Consider the following 17,136-nt stretch of genomic DNA (forward strand, 5'->3'; position numbering starts at 1 on the left):
ACTGCGTGCGGCCCTCCGCGTCGATGAGCGGGCAGGCGCGCAGGTCGACTTCGACCGGATCGCCGGCCAGGTCCCGCAGCACCACCCTGGCCCTCCACGCCCGCGCCCGGGCCAGATGCCACCGGGCGGACTGCGGCAGCCGCGCGTCGAGCACGGCGAAGGCGGATCTGCCGAGGACGTCCTCAGGCCTGTACCCGAGCAGCGACTGCGCCTCGCGGCTCCACGCGGTGAACCTGCCACGCTCGTCGACGGCGGCCGCGATCACGGCGGCCGTCCGCGGGGATCCGGTGCCGGCCACGGTCTCGGGCGGTGTCCCGTCATTGCTCATCACGAACCACGTCCCAGCACGCTGACGTGCCAGAGGGAAAAGCTGAACCATTCATCACCATAGACTCGATCCAGTTTTGAACAAACTTTTAGCAGCGCCGTGCGCCGGCCGCCCGGCGTCGGCGCCCGCGGTCGCCGACGCCGGGCAGACGTCCCGTTTGGGGCGGCCCACAGCGGTCAGGCGTCCCTTCGGACGGGCTCGGGGAGCGGACCGAGCCCGTATGCGAGTGGGAGGAAAGCCATGAGCGACGCGAAGGCCGAACGCGCACAGGCCGACGAACTCCCCGGCGGCGACGTCGTACGCATCCTGCTGCAGCAGCACGCCCACATCCGTGATCTGTTCTCGAACGTCAGGAGGACGCGGGGCGCTGAGAGGCAGCAGTGGTTCGACGAACTCCGGGCCACGCTGGCGGTCCACGAGACCGCCGAGGAGATGATCCTGCGGCCGGTGGCCAAGCGCACAGCCGGTGCGGCCGAGGTCGCGGCACGCAACGCCGAGGAGAAGGCCCTCAGCGAGGCACTGGCGGAACTCGAGACGATGGATGTGGACAGCGGCGCGTTCACGACGAGGATCGGCTCCTTCGAACGGGCCGTGATCGCGCACGCCGAGCGGGAGGAGCGCGAGGAGTTCCCGGCCGTGCGCGCGGGCTGTGACCGGGACCAGCTGCGCACCATGGGCTACCACCTGCAGTCGGTCCTCGCCATGGCGCCCACGCATCCGCATCCCAAGGTCGCGGGCTCGACGACGGCCCAGTGGATGACGGGCCCGTTCGCCGCGCTCCTCGACCGGGTCAAGGACGCGGTCGCGGCGGCCGGCGACCGTCGCTGAGAGCCCTGCGCGGCGTGCCGGAGTGGTCATGGCCCGCCCCCGCGGCGGTCCGGCCCAGGGTTGGGAAGCGCACCGGAGGGAAGCCGACCGCAAGGGACACGTCGGGAGGGCGGTCCGGCCCGTCCGAACCGTGGAGGCGCGATGCCTCGAAGACGTCACGCGCCGATGGCGGCGGCCGTCGCGCTGGCCGCCGCGGTGAGCGCCTGCGGCACTCTCGCCGAACGGCAGGACGCGGCCTCCACCGTCGCGGAAAGCTTCGAGCGGGCACTGAGCGACCAGCGGTCGGGGGCGCTGTGCTCCGCGCTCGCCCCCACAACCCGCGACGAGCTGGAGCAGACGGCGAAGCAGCCGTGCGAAGAGGCGATCCTGCGGGCCGAGCTGCCCCAGGCCGGTGACGTACGGCACGTGGACGTCTACGGCGGGCAGGCGCGGGTGGTCCTGGAACGCGACACCCTGTTCCTCGCGCACTTCCCCACCGGCTGGAAGGTCAGCGCCGCCGGTTGCACGCCGGTGCCGCAGCAGCCCTACCGGTGCGAGATCAAGGGCAGGTGAGAATCATGCGGACGCTGTTCGTCGGCACACTCGGGCTGATCGCGGTCGGCCTGGCGTACTTCACGGCGCTGGGACTGATGCAGCGATGACCGCCTCCCCCCGAGCCCGCGAAGAACCATCGCCCAAGCGGCGGCGCATGTGGCCGTTCGTCCGCGACAACAGTCTCGGGCTCGCCTTCATGTCGGCCTTCCTCGTGGCCCTCGCCGGACAGGCGGTGGCCGGTCACGCCGAGTTCAACAACCAGCTCGCCACCGACGGGCTGGCTCCTGTCGGCTTCGGCGCCTACCTCGCTTCCTCGGACTTCGCCGTCGACGTGACCGAGAACTGGCAGTCGGAGTACCTCCAGTTCTTCCTCTACATCTTCGCCACCGTCTGGCTGCTGCAACGCGGCTCCTCGGAGTCGAAGGAACTCGGCAGAGCGGGCACCGAGTCCGACGAGGAGCAGATGACGGGCGAACACGCCCACCGCGACTCGCCCCGTTGGGCGGCGGCGGGGAACTGGCGCGGGATTCTCTACTCCCGTTCCCTCGGCCTGGTCATGGCCACGATCTTCCTGCTGTCGTGGCTGGCCCAGTCCATCAGCGGCGTCGCCGCGTACAACGAGACGCAGCTGCGCCGGCTGGAGGCGCCGACCAGCTGGGCCGACTACCTCTCCTCCGCGGACTTCTGGAGTCGCACGCTGCAGAACTGGCAGTCCGAGCTGCTGGCCGTCGGATCGATGGCCATTCTGGCGATCTATCTGCGGCAGCGCGGCTCGCCGGAGTCCAAGCCCGTCGGGGCGCCGCACACCGCCACCGGCGTGGAGAGCTGATCGGAACCGGCGGCATGACGGTAAAAGCCATCCTCCGCGAAACCGACCGGCGGATCGCCTACCGCGTCGCGGCGTGGGACCCGCCGTGCGCGCGGTGCGCGATGCCGGCGGTGGGCCGGGCCGCGCGGCACGGCAAGGTGTGGTGCTTCTCGGCCGCGCTCATGGCGGGCCTGGGCGGTCGGCGCGGCCGGACCGCCGCGTGGGCGGGTCTCAGCGCCGTCGGTGTGGCGCAGGTGGCAGCCGGCGTCGCCGTCAAGCCGCTCACCGACCGGCCCAGGCCGCCCCCGCGGTGGGTGCCCCGGGACATCGGAGAGCGTCCCGGCAGCTCCTCCTTCCCCTCCGGACACACCGCCGCGGCCGTGGCGTTCGCCGCGGCCGTGGGCCGCACCTGGCCCACCATGGGCGCGGCGTGCGCGCTACCGGCGGCCATGGTCGCCCTCGAACGCGTGCACAGCGGGTCCCACTACCCCAGCGACGTCGCGGCGGGCGCGGTCATCGGGCTCGCCGCCGCCAGGCTCGTCCACGGCCTGCCGCCCCTGCGGACACCGCCCTCCACCGGGGGCCGGGGCGCAGCACGAACCGCGTGCTGTTTGTCCGGATTGAACCCGGGAAGGCGTGCCATGTCCGCATGAACGGAGAAGAGCAATGGCGACAGGCGAGACAGGATTCAAGGACGTGGCGTACGACTTGGTGTCGGTCCAGTACCACTCGTTGAAGGCGGGGCACGACTACGGCCAGTACGTCCGGGACGCGAGGAACGCGGGCGAGAACGACATCGCGGACTTCTTCCAGGACGTCATGCGGGAGGACTCCGAGCGTGCCGCTCGTTGCCACCAGTTCCTGTCGGAGCTGGCCGAGAAGGGCGACATCGGCCCGGCCGCGTCGGCCGCGTCCTGACCGGCGCGCCCGACCCGCGGGCCCGTGGGCACGGGTGGGGCGCCCGTTGATCGCGGTACGCCCTGCCCGGCCCGCATGCGCATGGATCCGGGTCCGCCTCCCATGCGGGTCCTAGTGACAGACCTCTCCTCGCTCGAGGAGACGGCCGCCCTCGCCCGACCGGGCGGCGAGTTCCACTCGTCGAAGGGGCCGCACACCGATCTGGTGACCGCTGACAACGCGGACGTGCATCGGCGTGCCTCCGGCGCGGGTCCGTATCGGGCTCCGTGAGCCGGCCCCGTCCCGGTGGTGGGCCGGCCGGTCAGCGTCTCGGACTGACGCCGATCCTCGGTCCGGGCGCGGCGACGCGGCCCGCCGCAGCGGCCCCGTCCGCGGACATCCCGAGCTCGGCCGGATGACGGCACCTGCCCGGCCCGTCCGCGGCGGCGCGGGCGGGCCGTGCGGGACGCCAGGTGGTGACCAAGGCGGCCGCCAGCAGAAGTTCGGCGAGGTCACCGGCGTAGTACATGATCTCGGCCGCCTGGCGCACCTGGTCGGCGGGCGCGTGGACATGCACACGGAAGCCGCCGTACATCAGCTGGGCGAGCACCGCGTGGTGTGGAAGAAGCCGTCCCAGACGGTGTTCATCCGCAGGCCGGGGACGGTGCGCGGGTCGTAGAACCTGACACCGATGCGGTCGTCGTCGGTGCCGCTGAGCATGTGGTGCCACTGCAGTACCTGATGGAGCAGGATGCCGTCGACGAACCCGCCCATCCCCACTCCCAGGAGGAGCCCCGGCAGCCGCAGCCCGACAGGGGCGTCACCGGTCTCAGTCCCGCCGATGGTGCGGGCCATCGCGTTCCTCCGTTCTCGGCGTGCGCTCGCGCTTCCCGGCCCGTCCCCGGGTCACCAGCCTTCCCCGGCCACCGTCCGGACTCACGCGGCGGCCCGGGTCCGCACCGGAACGGCCGCGCCCACTCGGGCGTCTCCCGACAGCGGCCCGGCGTCGGGGCGGGCGACCGTCCCGGCCCCGGACGGCGCGCCCCACCCCAGGGCAGGGTCGGCGTTCCTCCTCAGGTGCGCTAGCCGCGTTCCCTGCAACGGGGAGCGGTGCAGCCGGCCCAGGCCCATGGCCGTGCCGTCGGCACGGCACCGCTCGCCTGAAGCGCTCCCGCTGGAGACGCGCACTCGGCGGTGACCGGCGCGTCCGGCGGCGGGTCGGCGGCGGAGGCGTACCGGTCGGGGTATCGGCCAGGGATGCGCCGGGACGGGACGGGAGCGCGGGGCCCGGGGGGCAGCGCCCGCACCGGCGGGCGGCGCCGGCGGCCCGCCAGCATACTGAGGGGGAAGGCCCCTCCCGCGAGGTACCGAGGGGGAAGGCCCCGCCCGCGAGACCGATGGGCAGCACGTCCGGGACGCACCATGGCAGGACCGGGGATCGATTACCGCGCCATATTCGAGGCGTCGCCCAGCGCGACGCTCGTGCTCGACCCTGCGTTCGTCATCCTGGACGCCAACCCGGCCTACCAGCAACTGGTCGGCCGCACCCGGGAGGACCTGGTCGGCCGGTACGTCTTCGACGCCTTCCCGCAGGACGACGCGTCCGAACTGGCCGATCTGCAGGCCTCCCTGCGGCGGGTGGTGGAGAACCGCGCCCAGGACGTCGCGGGCTTCGTCCGCCACGACATCGAGGAACCGGACCGGCAGGGGGTGTTCGCGGAGCGCTACTGGAGCCCGGTCAACGCGCCTGTCCTGGACTCCGGCGGGCGGGTCTCGCTGGTCGTGCACCGGCTGGAGGAGATCACCGACCTCGTCCGCGCCGGCGCTCCGGACGTCGACCACCGGCACCGCCGGATGCAATTGGAGCTGTACGCGCGGTCGCGTGAGCTGCAGCAGGTCAACGAGCGGCTGCGGGAGGCCAACGCCCGCGAACGCGCGGTGGCCCTGGCCCTGCAGGAGGCGATGCTGCCCGCCCCGCAACCGTTGGCGCACCACGAGGCCACCGTCCGCTACCGCCCCGCGGTCAACACGCTCAACGTGTGCGGTGACTGGTACGACGTGACCCGGCTGCCCGGCGGCGAGTACGCCGTGGCCGTCGGTGACGTCGTCGGGCACGGCCTGGCCGCGGCCGGTGTCATGGGCCAGTTGCGCAGCGCCCTCAGCGCCGCCATCCGGGTCGTGGACGGCCCCGCCGCGGCGCTCGACGCCCTCGACCTGTACGCCCGCTCCGTCGAAGGCGCACTGTCCACCACCGCCGTGCAGACCGTCGTGGACCCGGACCGCCGCCGGATCACCTACAGCAGCGCAGGCCACCCGCCACCCGCTCTCACCGACCCCGGTGGCGAGGTGCGCTTCCTGGACGGCGCGACCGACCCTCCGCTGGGCGCAGCCCCCGACCACTCCCCGCGCCCCCAGGCCACCACCGCCTACCGCGACGGCTCCACCCTCGTGCTCTACACCGACGGGCTGGTGGAACGCCGCGGCGAGGACATCGACCGCGGTCTGCGACGCCTCGCCGACCGGCTGGCCAAGTACCACGTGCTGGACCCCGAGGAGTTGGCGGACCGCCTGCTGGGCCTCGGCCTGGCCGCGGACGACACGGCCGTGGTCGTCGTCCGCCTGTGAGCCCTGCGCCGGTGGGCCGTGCCTGCCGGGCGCTCCGTGTTCGGGCGCGTGCGCACCGCCGCCGCGCCGAGCGGTGAAGGTGACTGGCTGTCACACCGGCGCCGGCTGTCCGGTCACCAGGTAGACGGCTCACTTCGGAAGGACTCCCGGCGGGTCCTGCCCGGTACGCGACCGGTGACACCGGTGACGAGGAGGCGCGGAATGCTGCACATCGCCAGGGCCCTGTCGGCGCTCGGGCCGGCGCGCGGACACGGCCGCGAGGACTACGCCCTCGCGCCGCGGTGCCCGCGCGCGGCGGCGTGCCGCGCCACCTCGGCGGACAAGTGGCTGGTCGGATTCAGGGTCGGCACTCGGGGACGGTCGCCGACCTGGCTGTACTACGTGGTGGATCACGCGAACGATGCGATGGGGGCGAAGCAGAGGGCCCTCTCCATGGCCGGGGACGAGATCGACGCCCCCTTCCTGCGCGGGTCCGACGGCGTCGGCAGGACGGAGATCCGTCTGCTCCGCGACGACGGGATCGGGCCGCGGCGACTCCTGCACTGCACATGACCCGTCCGCCCCGCAGGACCGGCCGGCACCGCCGACGCCTCGCCGGCTCCTCCCGGTCGGCGGGACGGTGCGGCGGGCCGGGGCGGCCGCGTCGGGGTGCGGCCCGCCCTCCGGCGCGGCCCACCGCCCGTGCCGGGAAAGCGGCTGCCGCCGGTGCCCGGACGTGCTCCGGGAACCGGCGGCGGAAGGTGCGGTGCGCGCGCCTACTTGGTGAGCGGGGAGAGCTTGGGGTCGTTGGCGTAGGCCTCGGCCGCGTTCTCCTTGGTCACGATGACCGGCGGGAGCAGGTAGGACGGGACGACCTTGCTGCCGTTGTCGTAGGACTTGGTGTCGTTGATCGTCGGCTTGCCGCCCTTCTGCAGGGCCTGGACCATCGCGATGGTCTCGGCGACGAGCTTGCGGGTGTCCTTGTTGATGGTGGAGTACTGCTCACCCGCCATGATCGATTTCACCGACTCGACCTCCGAGTCCTGGCCGGTGACGACCGGGACCGGCTTGCCGGCGCTCTTCACCGAGGTGATGATCGCCCGGGCGAGGGCGTCGTTCGGCGAGAGCACGCCGTCGAGCGTCTTCTTGCCGTTGTAGGTGGAGTTCAGCAGGGAGTCCATGCGCTGCTGGGCGTTCTCCGGCTTCCAGGCCTGGATCGCGGTCTGCTTGATGTCGGTCTGACCGGAACCGACAACGATGTCGCCCTTGTCGATGGCGGGCTTGAGCACCTCCATCGCACCGTCGAAGAAGACCTTCGAGTTGTTGTCGTCCGGCGAACCGGAGAACAGCTCGATCGTCCAGGGGCCCTTCGGCTTCTTCGCCTTCATGCCGTCCAGCAGCGCCTGACCCTGCAGTTGGCCGACCTTGAAGTTGTCGAACGCGATGTAGTAGTCGACGTCCGGCGTGTTGGTGATGAGGCGGTCGTAGGCGATGATCGTCGCCCCGGCCTGCTTGGCCTGCGCCACCTGGGTCGACAGCTGCGAGGCGTCGGTCGCGCCGATGACGATGACCTTCGCGCCCTTGGTGACCATGGAGGAGATCTGGGCCTGCTGGTCCGCGACGGTGGTCGAGGCGCCCGCGTACTGGACGTCGGCCTTGAAGCCGGCGTCCTTCAGCCCGTTGGTGAACAGGTCACCGGCGAGCACCCAGTTCTCCGAGGTCTTCGCCGGCAGCGCGACACCGATCAGGGCGTCCTGCGCGAAGCCGCCCTTGGTGTCCTTGGTGTCCGTGCCGGTGGAGCCCTCGCGCTCGTTGGAGCACGCCGTGCCCAGGGCGAGCAACGCGGCGGCGCCGATGACGGCGATGGCTCTGGTGATGGTTCTGCGCATGTGGGTTGTGCCCTTTCCTGATGGTGCGAAGTGGGTCGAGCGCCGCCTGGTGCGGCACCCCGGAGTTGCTGCCGGCGTCAGCCCGCGACCGGAGCCTTGTCGGGTTCCGAGGCAGGGTTCGGCGGGTCGGCCGGTGCGGACGTGTCGTTCGAGCGGAACGGACGCATCAGGGTGCCGATGATCGAGAAGCGCCCCTGGCTCTTGCTGTAGACGTCGAACGCGACGGCGAGGAGGAGGACCAGACCCTTGATGATCTGGACCATGTCCGAGCCGACACCCTCCAGTTGCAGACCGTTGTTGAGCAGCGCCATGACGAGACCGCCGACGATGGAACCGCTGATGGTCCCGAGACCGCCGGAGACAGCGGCGCCACCGATGAACACGGCCGCGATGGCGTCGAGTTCCCAGCTGAGACCGTCCTGCGGGCCGGACGCCGCGGATCGGGCCACGAAGATCATGCCGGCGAGCGCCGCCAGCACGGACATGTTCATCATGACCAGGAAGTTGACACGCCGGAGCTTCACGCCGGAGAGCTCGGCCGCGCGGGAGTTGCCTCCCACGGCGTAGATGTGCCGTCCGCCGATGGTGTTGCGGGTGTAGTACGAGTACGCCAGCACCAGGACGATCAGGATGATGCCGGAGATCGGGAAGCTGGTGCCGACACGGCCGCCGGCGAAGCGCAGCGTCGCGAAGACGATGACGCCCACCATCACGACCACGCGGATCGCGGTGACCCACAGCGGAGCGGGGTCGGCGCTCATGGCGCGCCGGGTCTGCCGGGCCCGCCACTCGCGCCAGCCCACGCCCGCGCAGGCGACCAGGCCGAGCAGCAGCGTCAGGTTGTTGTAGCCGGTGTCGGGGCCCACCTCGGGCAGGAAGCCGGCGCCGATGTCGCGGAACCCGTCGGGAACCGGCACGGTGTCGGCGTTGCCGATGTACTGGTTGCCACCGCGGAACAGCAGCATGCCCGCCAGCGTGACGATGAACGCCGGCACCCCCACGTAGGCGACCCAGAAGCCCTGCCAGGCGCCGATCGCCGCGCCGACGAGCAGGCCGAGCAGGATGCCGAGCGGCCAGGGGAGCGAGTGCTCCTGCATCAGCTTGGCCACCACGATGCCGGTGAACGCGGCCACCGAGCCGACCGACAGGTCGATGTGCCCGGCCACGATCACCATCAGCATGCCGATGGCCAGGATCAGGATGTAGGAGTACTGGCTGACCACGGCGATGAGGTTGCCGGAGGTCAGGGTCAGGCCCCCCGTCCAGATCTGGAACAGGAGCACGATCGCCACGAGCGTCGCGATCATGCCGAACTGGCGGGCGTTGGAGGTCGTGCCTCCGAACAGGTTCTTCTGCAGGTCTGAGATGCGGCTCATGGGCTCGGTGTCTTCTTCATAGAGGTCATCTGTTTCATGAGGAGTTCCGGGTTCGCGTCGCGGCGCGTCACCTCACCGGTGATGGCGCCTTCGAACACCGTGTAAATGCGGTCGCACAGTCCGATGAGCTCGGGCAGCTCCGAGGAGATGACGATGACGCCCTTGCCCTGGGCCACCAGCCGCTGGATGATCCCGTAGATCTCGTACTTGGCACCGACGTCGATGCCGCGGGTCGGCTCGTCGAGGATGAGCAGGTCGGGGTCGGTGAACATCCACTTGGCGAGGACGACCTTCTGCTGGTTGCCGCCGGAGAGCTTGACGACCTCCTCGTCCACGCTGGGCGTCTTGATCCTCAGGTTCTGCCGGTACTCCTCGGCGATCCGGTGCTCGCGTACCGGGTCGATGACGTGGTGGCGGGAAATCTTCGACAGCTTGGCCGCGACCATCGAGGTCTTGATGTCGTCCAGCAGGTTGAGGCCGATCGACTTGCGGTCCTCGCTGACGTAGGCGAGGCCGTGCCGGATGGCCTCCGGCACCGTCTTGAGGTGGATCTCCTTGCCGTCCTTGAAGACCTGTCCCGACAGGAAGGTGCCGTAGGAGCGGCCGAACAGGCTCATCGCGAGTTCGGTGCGCCCGGCGCCCATGAGGCCGGCGAAGCCGACGATCTCACCGCGCCGCACGGTGAAGCTGGAGCCCTTGCACACGAGGCGCTCGTCGGAGGCGGGGTGCCGCACGGTCCAGTCGCGGACCTCGAAGAACACATCCCCGATGTCGGGCGTGTGCTCGGGGAACCGGCTGTCGAGTTCACGGCCGACCATGCCGCGCACGATGCGGTCCTCGTTCACGCCGTCGGCCTTGACGTCCAGGCTCTCGATCGTCCGGCCGTCACGCAGGATGGTGATGGTGTCGGCGACCGCCTCGATCTCGTTCAGCTTGTGACTGATCATGATCGAGGTGATGCCCCGGTCGCGGAAGCCCCGCAGCAGATTCAGCAGGTGCCGCGAGTCGGCCTCGTTGAGGGCGGCGGTCGGCTCGTCGAGGATGAGCAGCTTCACGTCCTTGGCGAACGCCTTGGCGATCTCGACGAGTTGCTGCTTGCCGACGCCGATGTCCTTGACGAGCGTGTCCGGGTCCTCCTTGAGGCCGACCTGCTCCATCAGCTCCAACGCCCGGCGCTGCGCCGCCTGCCAGTCGATCCCGCCGCGTTTGCGCGGCTCGTTGCCGAGGAAGATGTTCTCCGTGATCGACATGCCGGGGACCAGGGCCAGTTCCTGGTGGATGATGACGATGCCGGCCTGCTCGCTGGCCCGGATGTCGTGGAACTTCACGGTGTCGCCCCGGTAGACGATCTCACCGGTGTAACTGCCGTGCGGGTGGACCCCGCTCAGCACCTTCATGAGGGTCGACTTGCCTGCGCCGTTCTCGCCGCAGATCGCGTGGATCTCACCTTCCTTCACCACCAGGTTGACATCCGCGAGCGCCGTCACGCCGGGGAACGTCTTGGTGATGGACCGCATCTCCAGCAGCATCGGGGCGCGGCTCATGCGCGGAGCTCCACGCTGCGGACGCCGCGACGATCGCGCGAGCCCGCCTCCCCTGGGATGCGACGTTTCGTGGACATCAACTTGCCTCCGTTGACACTGCGCTGTGCCTCCATGCCGGACCTGTTGCGGCTTGGGCACCGGACTTTAAATCCATTTGTTTTACTAAGTCAACGCCCTTGCGCGGTATCGTCGTCGAAGCAAGAGAGGAACGCGTGTGCGGCAAGCAGGAACAAACCTCCCCAAAGTCGGGCGGTACAACCGGGCGGTGGTCCTGGATCAGATCCAACTCGCGGACGGGATCAGCAGGGTCGAGATCGCCCAGAAGACGGGCCTGACCCCGCAGACCGTCTCGGGGATCGTGCGGCGTCTGCTGGGCGAGGGGATCGTGCGCGAGGACGGCGCCAGCCGCGGCGCCGGCGGCGGTAAGCCCCGCACCACCCTGCGGGTGAACGCGGACGCGGGCAACGCCGTCGGCCTCGTCTTCGACCCGGTCGAGCTCACCTGCTCCGTGGTCGACCTGCTCGGCCGGCCGCTGGTCGTCCAGCGCCGCCCCACTCCCCCCGGCACCGACCCGGCGCACGTGGTGGCCGCCATGGCCGACCTCGTCGCCGAGGTGCTGGCCGAGGCCGACGTACCGCGCGCCGGCGTCCTGGGGCTGGGCCTGGCCACCCCCGGGCCGATCGACCAGCGCAACGGCATGATCGTCGCCCCTCCCCAACTCGCGCACTGGACCCGGGTGCCGCTGCAGCAGATGCTCGGCGACGCCACGGGGCTTCCGGTGACCCTCGACAACGACGCCACCGCCGCCGCGGTCGGAGAGCGCTGGTCCGGCGCGGGCCGGGGTGTGGCCAACTTCGCGTACCTGTTCTTCGGCACCGGCATCGGCGGCGGGCTGGTCCTCAACCACCAGGTCTACCGGGGTGGTTCGCTCAACGCCGGCGAGTTCGGGCACTCCACGGTGGCCTCCGGCGGTCCGGAGTGCTACTGCGGCAACCGGGGCTGCCTGGAGGCGCTGGCGAACCCGTCCGCGATCGTCGCCGAGACGCACCGCCGCCTGAGCGGCGAGCCCGGCGCCAGTGCGCTGTCACCCGCGTTCGCCCGCGACCCGGCCGCCGTCGACCACGCCGCGGTCAAGCTCGCCGCGGGTGCCGGCGACCCGGTCGCGACCGCCGTCGTCGACGAGGCCGCGCGGCACGTCGCCACGGTCGCCGTGTCGATCGCCAACTTCATCGACGTCGACCTCATCATCCTCGGCGGTCACGGCATCCAGCACGTGGAGTCCCGGTACGTCGACGCCGTCGCCTCCGCCCTGGCCGCACGCCCCCTGGCCCGGCACATCCGCACGGTCCAGGTCGAGGCCTCCCCCCTCGGCGCCGACGCGGCCGTCGTGGGCAGCGCGGCACTCGTGCTGCACGCCACCTACTCGCCGCAACTGTCGTCCCTGGTCCTGGACTGAGGGGACGGGAACCGCCTCCGGTGCGCGCGGCGTACCCACGCCGACGTGAGATACCGCGTCCCGCCAGGTCACCGGGCCCTGAGTCGCCCGTCACCCCGGCTCCGGACGGCGACACCGCCCTCATACCAGCGGGAGCCTGACGCGCAGCAGGGCTCCGCCCCAGGGAGCCGATCCCGCCTCGACCCGCCCGCCGTGCCGGTGGACGATGTCGCGGACGATGGCCAGCCCCAGCCCGGCGCCTCCCGCGTCGCGGGCGCGTGACTCGTCCAGCCGGACGAAACGGTCGAAGACGCGTTCCCGGTCGGCCGCCGGGATGCCCGGGCCGTCGTCGGCGACCTCCAGCAGCGCCCACCGTCCGTCTTCGGCGACACGCACCGCGACCGCGCCGGCCGCGTGGCGCTGCGCGTTGTCCAGCAGGTTGTCCAGGACGCGCTCCAGCCCCTGCCGGTCACCCCGGACCGTCAGGGTCTTTACCGTCTCGACGGTCACCGGCACCGTGCCCGAGCGCAGCGCGACCTTCTCGCGGGCCAGTTCGTCCAGGTCGAGCGGCTCCATGGGCGTCTCCTCCCCCGCGTCGAAGCGGGCGAGCAGGAGGAGGTCGGAGGCGAGCGTCTGGAGCCTGGCGACGTCGCCCACAGCGCTGTCCAGGTCCAGCAGGGACGGGTGGGCGGCCGCCACCTCCAGTTCGGTGCGCAGAGCCGCGATCGGATTGCGCAGTTCGTGGGACGCGTCGGCGACGAAGCGGCGCTGCCGTTCGACGGCGGCCTGCAGGGCCGCGAGCGTCTCGTTGGTGGCGCGGGCCAGCCGGGCCACCTCGTCGCGGACCTGGGGGACGGGAACCCTGCGGGACAGGTCGGTGCTCGCGGTGATGGCCTCCATCTCGGCCCGGATGCCGTCCACGGGGCGCAGCGCGTTGCGGGCCGCGACCCAGGTCGCCGTCCAGACCACGGCGAGCAGGACGGGCAGGCCGGCCAGCAGGAAGACGACCGCGGTGCGGACGGCGTCCTGTTCGGCGGAGAGGGAGGCGCCCGCGGTCACGGTGTAGGGCGTGCCGTCGCGCTCCCCCGAGAGGACGGCGAACCGGTACGGCTCCTGGTCGCCGTCGACGTTCGCGGTCCCGGTGCCGTATTCCGCCTCCGTGTCGGTGTCCTTGTCGTTCTCGCTGTCGCCGCCGCTGTCCGGGGCGTCGGCCGCGTCCGGCACCGGTGCTCCGGTGATGCTCCGGACGTCCTCCGATGCCGCGAGTAGGGCGCCGCGGCCGTCGGTGACCCGGACCGGGTACTCGTCGCCGTCCGGCAGGTCGAGGCGGTCGAACGGGGTCCCGGCGGCGATCTGGGCGGCAACCTCGCGTGCGGCGATCTCGGCCCGCAGGCCCGCCTGCCCGGTGAGATCGGCCCGCAGCGCGAGGACGAGGCCGAGGCCCGCAAGAACGAGGACGGCGCCCACCACCGCGGTCGCGGAAAGGGCCGTGCGGGCCCGGACGGAGCTCAACCGGCCTCCAGCACGTATCCGGCGCCGCGGACGGTGCGGATGGCGGAGGCCCCGAGCTTGCGACGCAGGGCGCTGACGTAGACCTCGACGATGTTGGGGTCGCCGCTGTAGGCGAAGTCCCACACGTGCTCCATGATGTCGGCCTTGGCGACCACCTCGCCGGCGTTGCGCACCAGGTGCTCCAGCACGGCGAACTCCCGTGCGGTGAGCGGTACTTCCTCTCCGTCGCGGGTGACCCTGCGGCGTCCGGGCTCGACGGTCAGCGAGCCGACGGCGATGACCGGCGAGCCGCCGCGGGGGCGCCGCCGCAGCAGCGCGCGGATGCGTGCCAGCAGCACGACATAAGCGAAGGGCTTCGTCAGGTAGTCGTCGGCGCCGGTGTCCAGGCCCTCCGCCTCGTCGTACACCCCGTCCTTGGCGGTGAGCATCAGGATCGGCGTGTCGTCGCCCGCGGCCCGCAGGGCGGCGCAGACGCGGTACCCGTTCATCCCGGGCAGCATGATGTCCAGCAGGATCAGGTCGTAGGACTGCTGCGTGGCCTGGTGCAGCGCTTCGGCGCCGTCGTGCACCACGTCGACGGCGAAGCCCTCGGCGGTCAGCCCCTTGGCCAGCGAGGCGGCGAGGCTGCGCTCGTCCTCCACGATCAGCAGGCGCATGGGTACAGGGTGCCAAAACGATCCTGAGGATTCCTTCAGGATCCTTCAGCGTGGCTTCAGGTACGGAGCGCGAGGGTGGGGTTCGCCGGATCCCCTCACGGAAGGAACACCATCATGAGGCGCAAGACGCTGATCGCCACCGCGGCCGCCGTCGCCGTCCTGGCCGGAGCAGGAGGCGTCGCGGCGACCGCCATGGCGGACGACGAGGAGCGCCGGCAGCCGGCCGCCGTGGCCGCCGACGACCGGGGCGCCGACCGCGACAACGAGCGCGACGACGAGCGCGACGACGACGGCGCCCGTGACGACGACCGCGGCGCCGCTGACGCCGGGGCCCGCGACGGCGGCGCCCGCACGGTGAGCCTGACCGACGCGGTCGGCGCGGCACGGGCCGAGGCTCCGGGCACCGTGGTGTCGGCCGAACTCGACGAGGACCGCGGACGCACCACCTGGGAGGTCGAGACGCTCGCCGAGGACGGAACCTGGCACGACGTGACGATCGACGCCGCGGAAGGCACGGTCCTCGCCACCCGCGAGGAGCAGGACCAGCGGAACGCCGACGAGGCCCGTGACGCGCTGCGCGGCTCCCGCACCGACCTCGTGGAGGCGGCGAAGGCGGCCGCCGACGCCCGGCCGGGTACGGTCACCGCCGTGTCCCTCGACGACGACACCCGCCGCTGGGAGGTCGAGATCCAACAGGACGGCGTCGAGCACGAGGTCCACGTCGACCCGGCCACCGGCGACGCCCGCTGACCCGGCTCACCGGCCGACCTGGCGCCCGGTCGCGGTCTCAGATCCGCGCACCGGGCGGGAAACCGGTCCAGCGCAGCTCCGCCGGCAGATGCCTCATGTCGTTGTGGACCAGGACCGTGACGGGCCGCCCCGGCGTGTAGCGGATGACGGTGAGGGCCGCATTGGCCTGCTGCACCGAGAGCCAGCGCCACGGAGGGGCGTCCATGGCATGGCTCACCAGCCAGCCGACCAGGAAGTTGTGGGTGACGAGCACTTCGTGCCGCTCCTCGTCGCCCTCGGCCGGGCCGGTGAACTGCTCCAGCGCGCGCCGGGCCAGCGACGGTCCGAGGGCGCGCTCCTGCTCCGTGGCGCCCTCGAGGAAGCGCAGCAGGCGCTCGGCGCTGTCCGGCGGCAGTTCCTCCCGCCGCGGGACGTAGGGAACGTAGTCGCCGGCGGTCGCCGCGACGCACCGGGGGGCGGCGGGCAGGTGCTCCCCGATCAGGGCGGCGGTCTGTGCGGCCCTGGGCAACGGGCCGTGGTGGATCACGGATATCGGGTGCTCGGCCAGTCGGCGGCCGAGCGCGGCCGCCTGGCGGCGGCCGTCGTCCGACAGCCCGCTCTCGTCCGGCAGGGCCTCCCCGTGCCGCACCAGGTACAGATGGCGAGTGGCCGCAGCCGCCATGCCCGGGCTCCTTCTCCACGCGTCGTGATCGTTCGTCCTGGGCACGACGCCGCGGCCGCCGTTCCGGTTCCCGCGACAGGGGGTGCCGCCTGCCGGGAACACGGGCACTGTGCCGGACCGGCCGACTCCCCCCGGGGGCTCACACCCAGTTGCGCCGGGCCGCCGCGACGCCGGCGCCGAACCGGTTGGTGGTGCCCAGTTCCGCGTACAGGGCCTGGATCCTCCGGCGCAGGGTGCGCGTGGAGACGCCGAGTTGGCGGGCGATGGCGTCGTCCTTCACCCCGGCGGCGAAGAGGGCGAGCAGGCTCCGCTCCTCGTCGGTGGGTTCGCGCACCTGGTCCCCCGAGGTGGCCGGCCGCGGCGCCGGCGCCGGCGTCGACGGCGACGAGCCCGGCGCGCTCAGCGCGGGCGCGCCGCTCCAGTAGCGCTCGAAGAGTTCGGTCAGGGCCTCCAGCAAGGGCGGCGACTCGGTGTAGAGGCATTCGTAGCCGCCGGCCTCCAGGCTCAGCGACACCAACGCCGCCGTGCGGTCCCCCATCGCCAGTTTGATGGGCAGCGCGGGCACGACCCTGGCCTCCTCGCCACGGGAGACGAGGCTGCCCAACTCCTGCCAGCCGCAGCCCTCGTCGAAGCTGGCGGCCGCGTAGACCACCCGCACCCGTACGCCGCGCCGATGGCGGCCTCGTCGAGTGCCTCGTTCGGGGCGAGCAGGAAGGGCGGGCGGTCCAGGGCGCAGAACTCCTGCCGGGCGGCCTGCTTCAGGCGGTAGTAGCAGTCCCCGACCTCCTCCGGGCCGCTGATCATCCGCGTCGCCGGTTCGCCGCTGCTCGACCGCCTGGCCTCGTCGAACAGCGCGCCGAGCGGCCCGGTGGCCGCCCGGACGGCCGCCAGTGGCGTTCGCGCGACAGCACCGGCGCCCGCAGCGCGTGCCGAGGATCCACCGTCAGGTACTCACCGGAGGAGCGACGGCTGAGAAGTCCGGAGTGGTGCAGTCGTTCCATGAGCGCCAGGGCCTGTCCGGTGCCCAGCCCGAACGCCGCCGTGACGTCGTCGACCGTGCCGCCACCTCGTGCCAGCAGATCACGGTAGACGGTCGCCGCCCCCGCGTCGAGGCCGATCAACTCCAAGGGCGCGTCTGCGTCCGTCATCGTTCTCCATCTCGGGGGAAGAAGCAGGCCATCCGGCACAGCGCCAGCAGACTCGCCGGTTTCCGGGGGCGTGTCGACCCCCGCGCCGTGCGGTACCTCAGGCTTGCCAAGCATTGCACCGGTTTGCGCCGTGTCCAGTTTCGGACATGGCACAGAAGTGCCAATG

18 protein-coding genes and 2 pseudogenes are annotated in these 17,136 nt (G+C 71.9%); 9 read left to right on the forward strand and 11 right to left on the reverse strand.

Annotated features, from left to right (window positions below):
- Nucleotides 1-19: 19 nt before the first annotated feature.
- Nucleotides 20-379: pseudogene (locus AC3ET4_RS02010) on the reverse strand (PAS domain-containing protein); the annotation flags it as partial.
- Nucleotides 380-568: 189 nt separating this feature from the next.
- Between AC3ET4_RS02010 and AC3ET4_RS02015 the strand changes: the two are divergent.
- The 5 genes from AC3ET4_RS02015 (at nt 569) to AC3ET4_RS02035 (ending at nt 3,416) form a co-directional block, all read left to right on the forward strand.
- A complete protein-coding gene (locus AC3ET4_RS02015) occupies nt 569-1,156 on the forward strand; it encodes a hemerythrin domain-containing protein (RefSeq protein ID WP_431945164.1) in 588 nt (195 codons plus the stop codon).
- A 141-nt stretch (nt 1,157-1,297) separates the two neighbouring features.
- Nucleotides 1,298-1,708 (forward strand): hypothetical protein, encoded by a 411-nt coding sequence (locus tag AC3ET4_RS02020; protein ID WP_431945166.1) that lies wholly within the window; start codon nt 1,298-1,300, stop codon nt 1,706-1,708.
- A gap of 136 nt (nt 1,709-1,844) precedes the next feature.
- A complete protein-coding gene (locus AC3ET4_RS02025; protein WP_431945168.1) occupies nt 1,845-2,519 on the forward strand; it encodes a DUF6766 family protein in 675 nt (224 codons plus the stop codon).
- Between the two features lie 14 nt (nt 2,520-2,533).
- Nucleotides 2,534-3,151 carry a phosphatase PAP2 family protein gene (locus AC3ET4_RS02030; RefSeq protein WP_431945170.1) on the forward strand — a complete coding sequence of 206 codons (618 nt, stop codon included), beginning with the start codon at nt 2,534-2,536 and terminating at the stop codon, nt 3,149-3,151.
- A 13-nt stretch (nt 3,152-3,164) separates the two neighbouring features.
- Nucleotides 3,165-3,416: an acyl carrier protein gene (locus AC3ET4_RS02035; RefSeq protein ID WP_431945172.1), complete on the forward strand. Its 252-nt coding sequence runs from the start codon at nt 3,165-3,167 to the stop codon at nt 3,414-3,416.
- A 301-nt stretch (nt 3,417-3,717) separates the two neighbouring features.
- On the opposite strand, the gene AC3ET4_RS02040 is transcribed toward AC3ET4_RS02035, so the two are convergent.
- Nucleotides 3,718-4,005 carry a hypothetical protein gene (locus tag AC3ET4_RS02040; protein WP_431945174.1) on the reverse strand — a complete coding sequence of 96 codons (288 nt, stop codon included), beginning with the start codon at nt 4,003-4,005 and terminating at the stop codon, nt 3,718-3,720.
- Between the two features lie 8 nt (nt 4,006-4,013).
- Nucleotides 4,014-4,250, reverse strand: a pseudogene (locus AC3ET4_RS02045) (DUF2243 domain-containing protein); the annotation flags it as partial.
- Between the two features lie 567 nt (nt 4,251-4,817).
- Here AC3ET4_RS02045 and AC3ET4_RS02050 point away from each other — a divergent pair.
- Together AC3ET4_RS02050 and AC3ET4_RS02055 are read left to right on the forward strand one after the other, a co-directional pair.
- Nucleotides 4,818-6,020, forward strand: a complete 1,203-nt coding sequence (locus AC3ET4_RS02050; RefSeq protein WP_431945176.1) for a PP2C family protein-serine/threonine phosphatase — start codon at nt 4,818-4,820, stop codon at nt 6,018-6,020.
- A gap of 201 nt (nt 6,021-6,221) precedes the next feature.
- Entirely contained in the window at nt 6,222-6,572 is a 351-nt protein-coding gene (locus tag AC3ET4_RS02055) for a hypothetical protein (protein WP_431945178.1), read from the forward strand.
- A 203-nt stretch (nt 6,573-6,775) separates the two neighbouring features.
- Here AC3ET4_RS02055 and AC3ET4_RS02060 read toward each other — a convergent pair whose 3' ends face one another.
- The 3 genes from AC3ET4_RS02060 to mmsA form a co-directional block, all read right to left on the reverse strand.
- Nucleotides 6,776-7,888, reverse strand: a complete 1,113-nt coding sequence (locus AC3ET4_RS02060) for a substrate-binding domain-containing protein (RefSeq protein WP_431945180.1) — start codon at nt 7,886-7,888, stop codon at nt 6,776-6,778.
- Between the two features lie 77 nt (nt 7,889-7,965).
- Nucleotides 7,966-9,264 carry a multiple monosaccharide ABC transporter permease gene (gene mmsB, locus AC3ET4_RS02065; RefSeq protein WP_431945182.1) on the reverse strand — a complete coding sequence of 433 codons (1,299 nt, stop codon included), beginning with the start codon at nt 9,262-9,264 and terminating at the stop codon, nt 7,966-7,968.
- A complete protein-coding gene (mmsA, locus tag AC3ET4_RS02070; protein ID WP_431945184.1) occupies nt 9,261-10,808 on the reverse strand; it encodes a multiple monosaccharide ABC transporter ATP-binding protein in 1,548 nt (515 codons plus the stop codon). The genes mmsB and mmsA overlap by 4 nt, the downstream gene beginning before the upstream one ends.
- Nucleotides 10,809-11,073: 265 nt before the next feature.
- Between mmsA and AC3ET4_RS02075 the strand changes: the two genes are divergently transcribed.
- Nucleotides 11,074-12,264, forward strand: a complete 1,191-nt coding sequence (locus AC3ET4_RS02075; RefSeq protein ID WP_431945186.1) for an ROK family transcriptional regulator — start codon at nt 11,074-11,076, stop codon at nt 12,262-12,264.
- A 120-nt stretch (nt 12,265-12,384) separates the two neighbouring features.
- Here the strand turns inward: AC3ET4_RS02075 and AC3ET4_RS02080 are convergent, their stop codons facing one another.
- Nucleotides 12,385-13,755, reverse strand: a complete 1,371-nt coding sequence (locus tag AC3ET4_RS02080; RefSeq protein ID WP_431945188.1) for a sensor histidine kinase — start codon at nt 13,753-13,755, stop codon at nt 12,385-12,387.
- Complete coding sequence (locus AC3ET4_RS02085; protein ID WP_431945190.1) at nt 13,752-14,411, reverse strand: response regulator transcription factor; 660 nt, start codon at nt 14,409-14,411, stop codon at nt 13,752-13,754. The genes AC3ET4_RS02080 and AC3ET4_RS02085 overlap by 4 nt, the downstream gene beginning before the upstream one ends.
- 114 nt (nt 14,412-14,525) lie before the next feature.
- Between AC3ET4_RS02085 and AC3ET4_RS02090 the strand changes: the two genes are divergently transcribed.
- Nucleotides 14,526-15,161, forward strand: coding sequence for a PepSY domain-containing protein (locus AC3ET4_RS02090; protein ID WP_431945192.1), 636 nt, complete (start codon nt 14,526-14,528; stop codon nt 15,159-15,161).
- Nucleotides 15,162-15,198: 37 nt separating this feature from the next.
- On the opposite strand, the gene AC3ET4_RS02095 is transcribed toward AC3ET4_RS02090, so the two are convergent.
- The 3 genes from AC3ET4_RS02095 to AC3ET4_RS02105 form a co-directional block, all read right to left on the reverse strand.
- Nucleotides 15,199-15,822 (reverse strand): histidine phosphatase family protein, encoded by a 624-nt coding sequence (locus AC3ET4_RS02095; protein ID WP_431945194.1) that lies wholly within the window; start codon nt 15,820-15,822, stop codon nt 15,199-15,201.
- A gap of 139 nt (nt 15,823-15,961) precedes the next feature.
- Nucleotides 15,962-16,480 carry a response regulator transcription factor gene (locus AC3ET4_RS02100; RefSeq protein ID WP_431945196.1) on the reverse strand — a complete coding sequence of 173 codons (519 nt, stop codon included), beginning with the start codon at nt 16,478-16,480 and terminating at the stop codon, nt 15,962-15,964.
- Between the two features lie 142 nt (nt 16,481-16,622).
- On the reverse strand, nt 16,623-16,970 hold the full coding sequence (locus AC3ET4_RS02105; protein WP_431945198.1) for a hypothetical protein: 348 nt from the start codon (nt 16,968-16,970) through the stop codon (nt 16,623-16,625).
- Nucleotides 16,971-17,136 lie beyond the last annotated feature (166 nt).

The sequence above is a fragment of the Actinacidiphila sp. bgisy167 genome (assembly GCF_057707665.1).

Excerpts from the sequence above, each read along its gene's own strand:
- AC3ET4_RS02025 (WP_431945168.1), top strand. The coding sequence starts at position 1,845 with ATGTGGCCGTTCGTCCGCGACAACAGTCTCGGGCTCGCCTTCATGTCG.
- AC3ET4_RS02015 (WP_431945164.1), top strand. The coding sequence starts at position 569 with ATGAGCGACGCGAAGGCCGAACGCGCACAGGCCGACGAACTCCCCGGC.
- AC3ET4_RS02105 (WP_431945198.1), bottom strand. The coding sequence starts at position 16,970 with ATGACGGACGCAGACGCGCCCTTGGAGTTGATCGGCCTCGACGCGGGG.
- AC3ET4_RS02050 (WP_431945176.1), top strand. The coding sequence starts at position 4,818 with ATGGCAGGACCGGGGATCGATTACCGCGCCATATTCGAGGCGTCGCCC.
- AC3ET4_RS02085 (WP_431945190.1), bottom strand. The coding sequence starts at position 14,411 with ATGCGCCTGCTGATCGTGGAGGACGAGCGCAGCCTCGCCGCCTCGCTG.
- AC3ET4_RS02090 (WP_431945192.1), top strand. The coding sequence starts at position 14,526 with ATGAGGCGCAAGACGCTGATCGCCACCGCGGCCGCCGTCGCCGTCCTG.
- AC3ET4_RS02060 (WP_431945180.1), bottom strand. The coding sequence starts at position 7,888 with ATGCGCAGAACCATCACCAGAGCCATCGCCGTCATCGGCGCCGCCGCG.
- mmsB (WP_431945182.1), bottom strand. The coding sequence starts at position 9,264 with ATGAGCCGCATCTCAGACCTGCAGAAGAACCTGTTCGGAGGCACGACC.
- mmsA (WP_431945184.1), bottom strand. The coding sequence starts at position 10,808 with ATGAGCCGCGCCCCGATGCTGCTGGAGATGCGGTCCATCACCAAGACG.
- AC3ET4_RS02035 (WP_431945172.1), top strand. The coding sequence starts at position 3,165 with ATGGCGACAGGCGAGACAGGATTCAAGGACGTGGCGTACGACTTGGTG.
- AC3ET4_RS02030 (WP_431945170.1), top strand. The coding sequence starts at position 2,534 with ATGACGGTAAAAGCCATCCTCCGCGAAACCGACCGGCGGATCGCCTAC.
- AC3ET4_RS02020 (WP_431945166.1), top strand. The coding sequence starts at position 1,298 with ATGCCTCGAAGACGTCACGCGCCGATGGCGGCGGCCGTCGCGCTGGCC.
- AC3ET4_RS02055 (WP_431945178.1), top strand. The coding sequence starts at position 6,222 with ATGCTGCACATCGCCAGGGCCCTGTCGGCGCTCGGGCCGGCGCGCGGA.
- AC3ET4_RS02095 (WP_431945194.1), bottom strand. The coding sequence starts at position 15,822 with ATGGCGGCTGCGGCCACTCGCCATCTGTACCTGGTGCGGCACGGGGAG.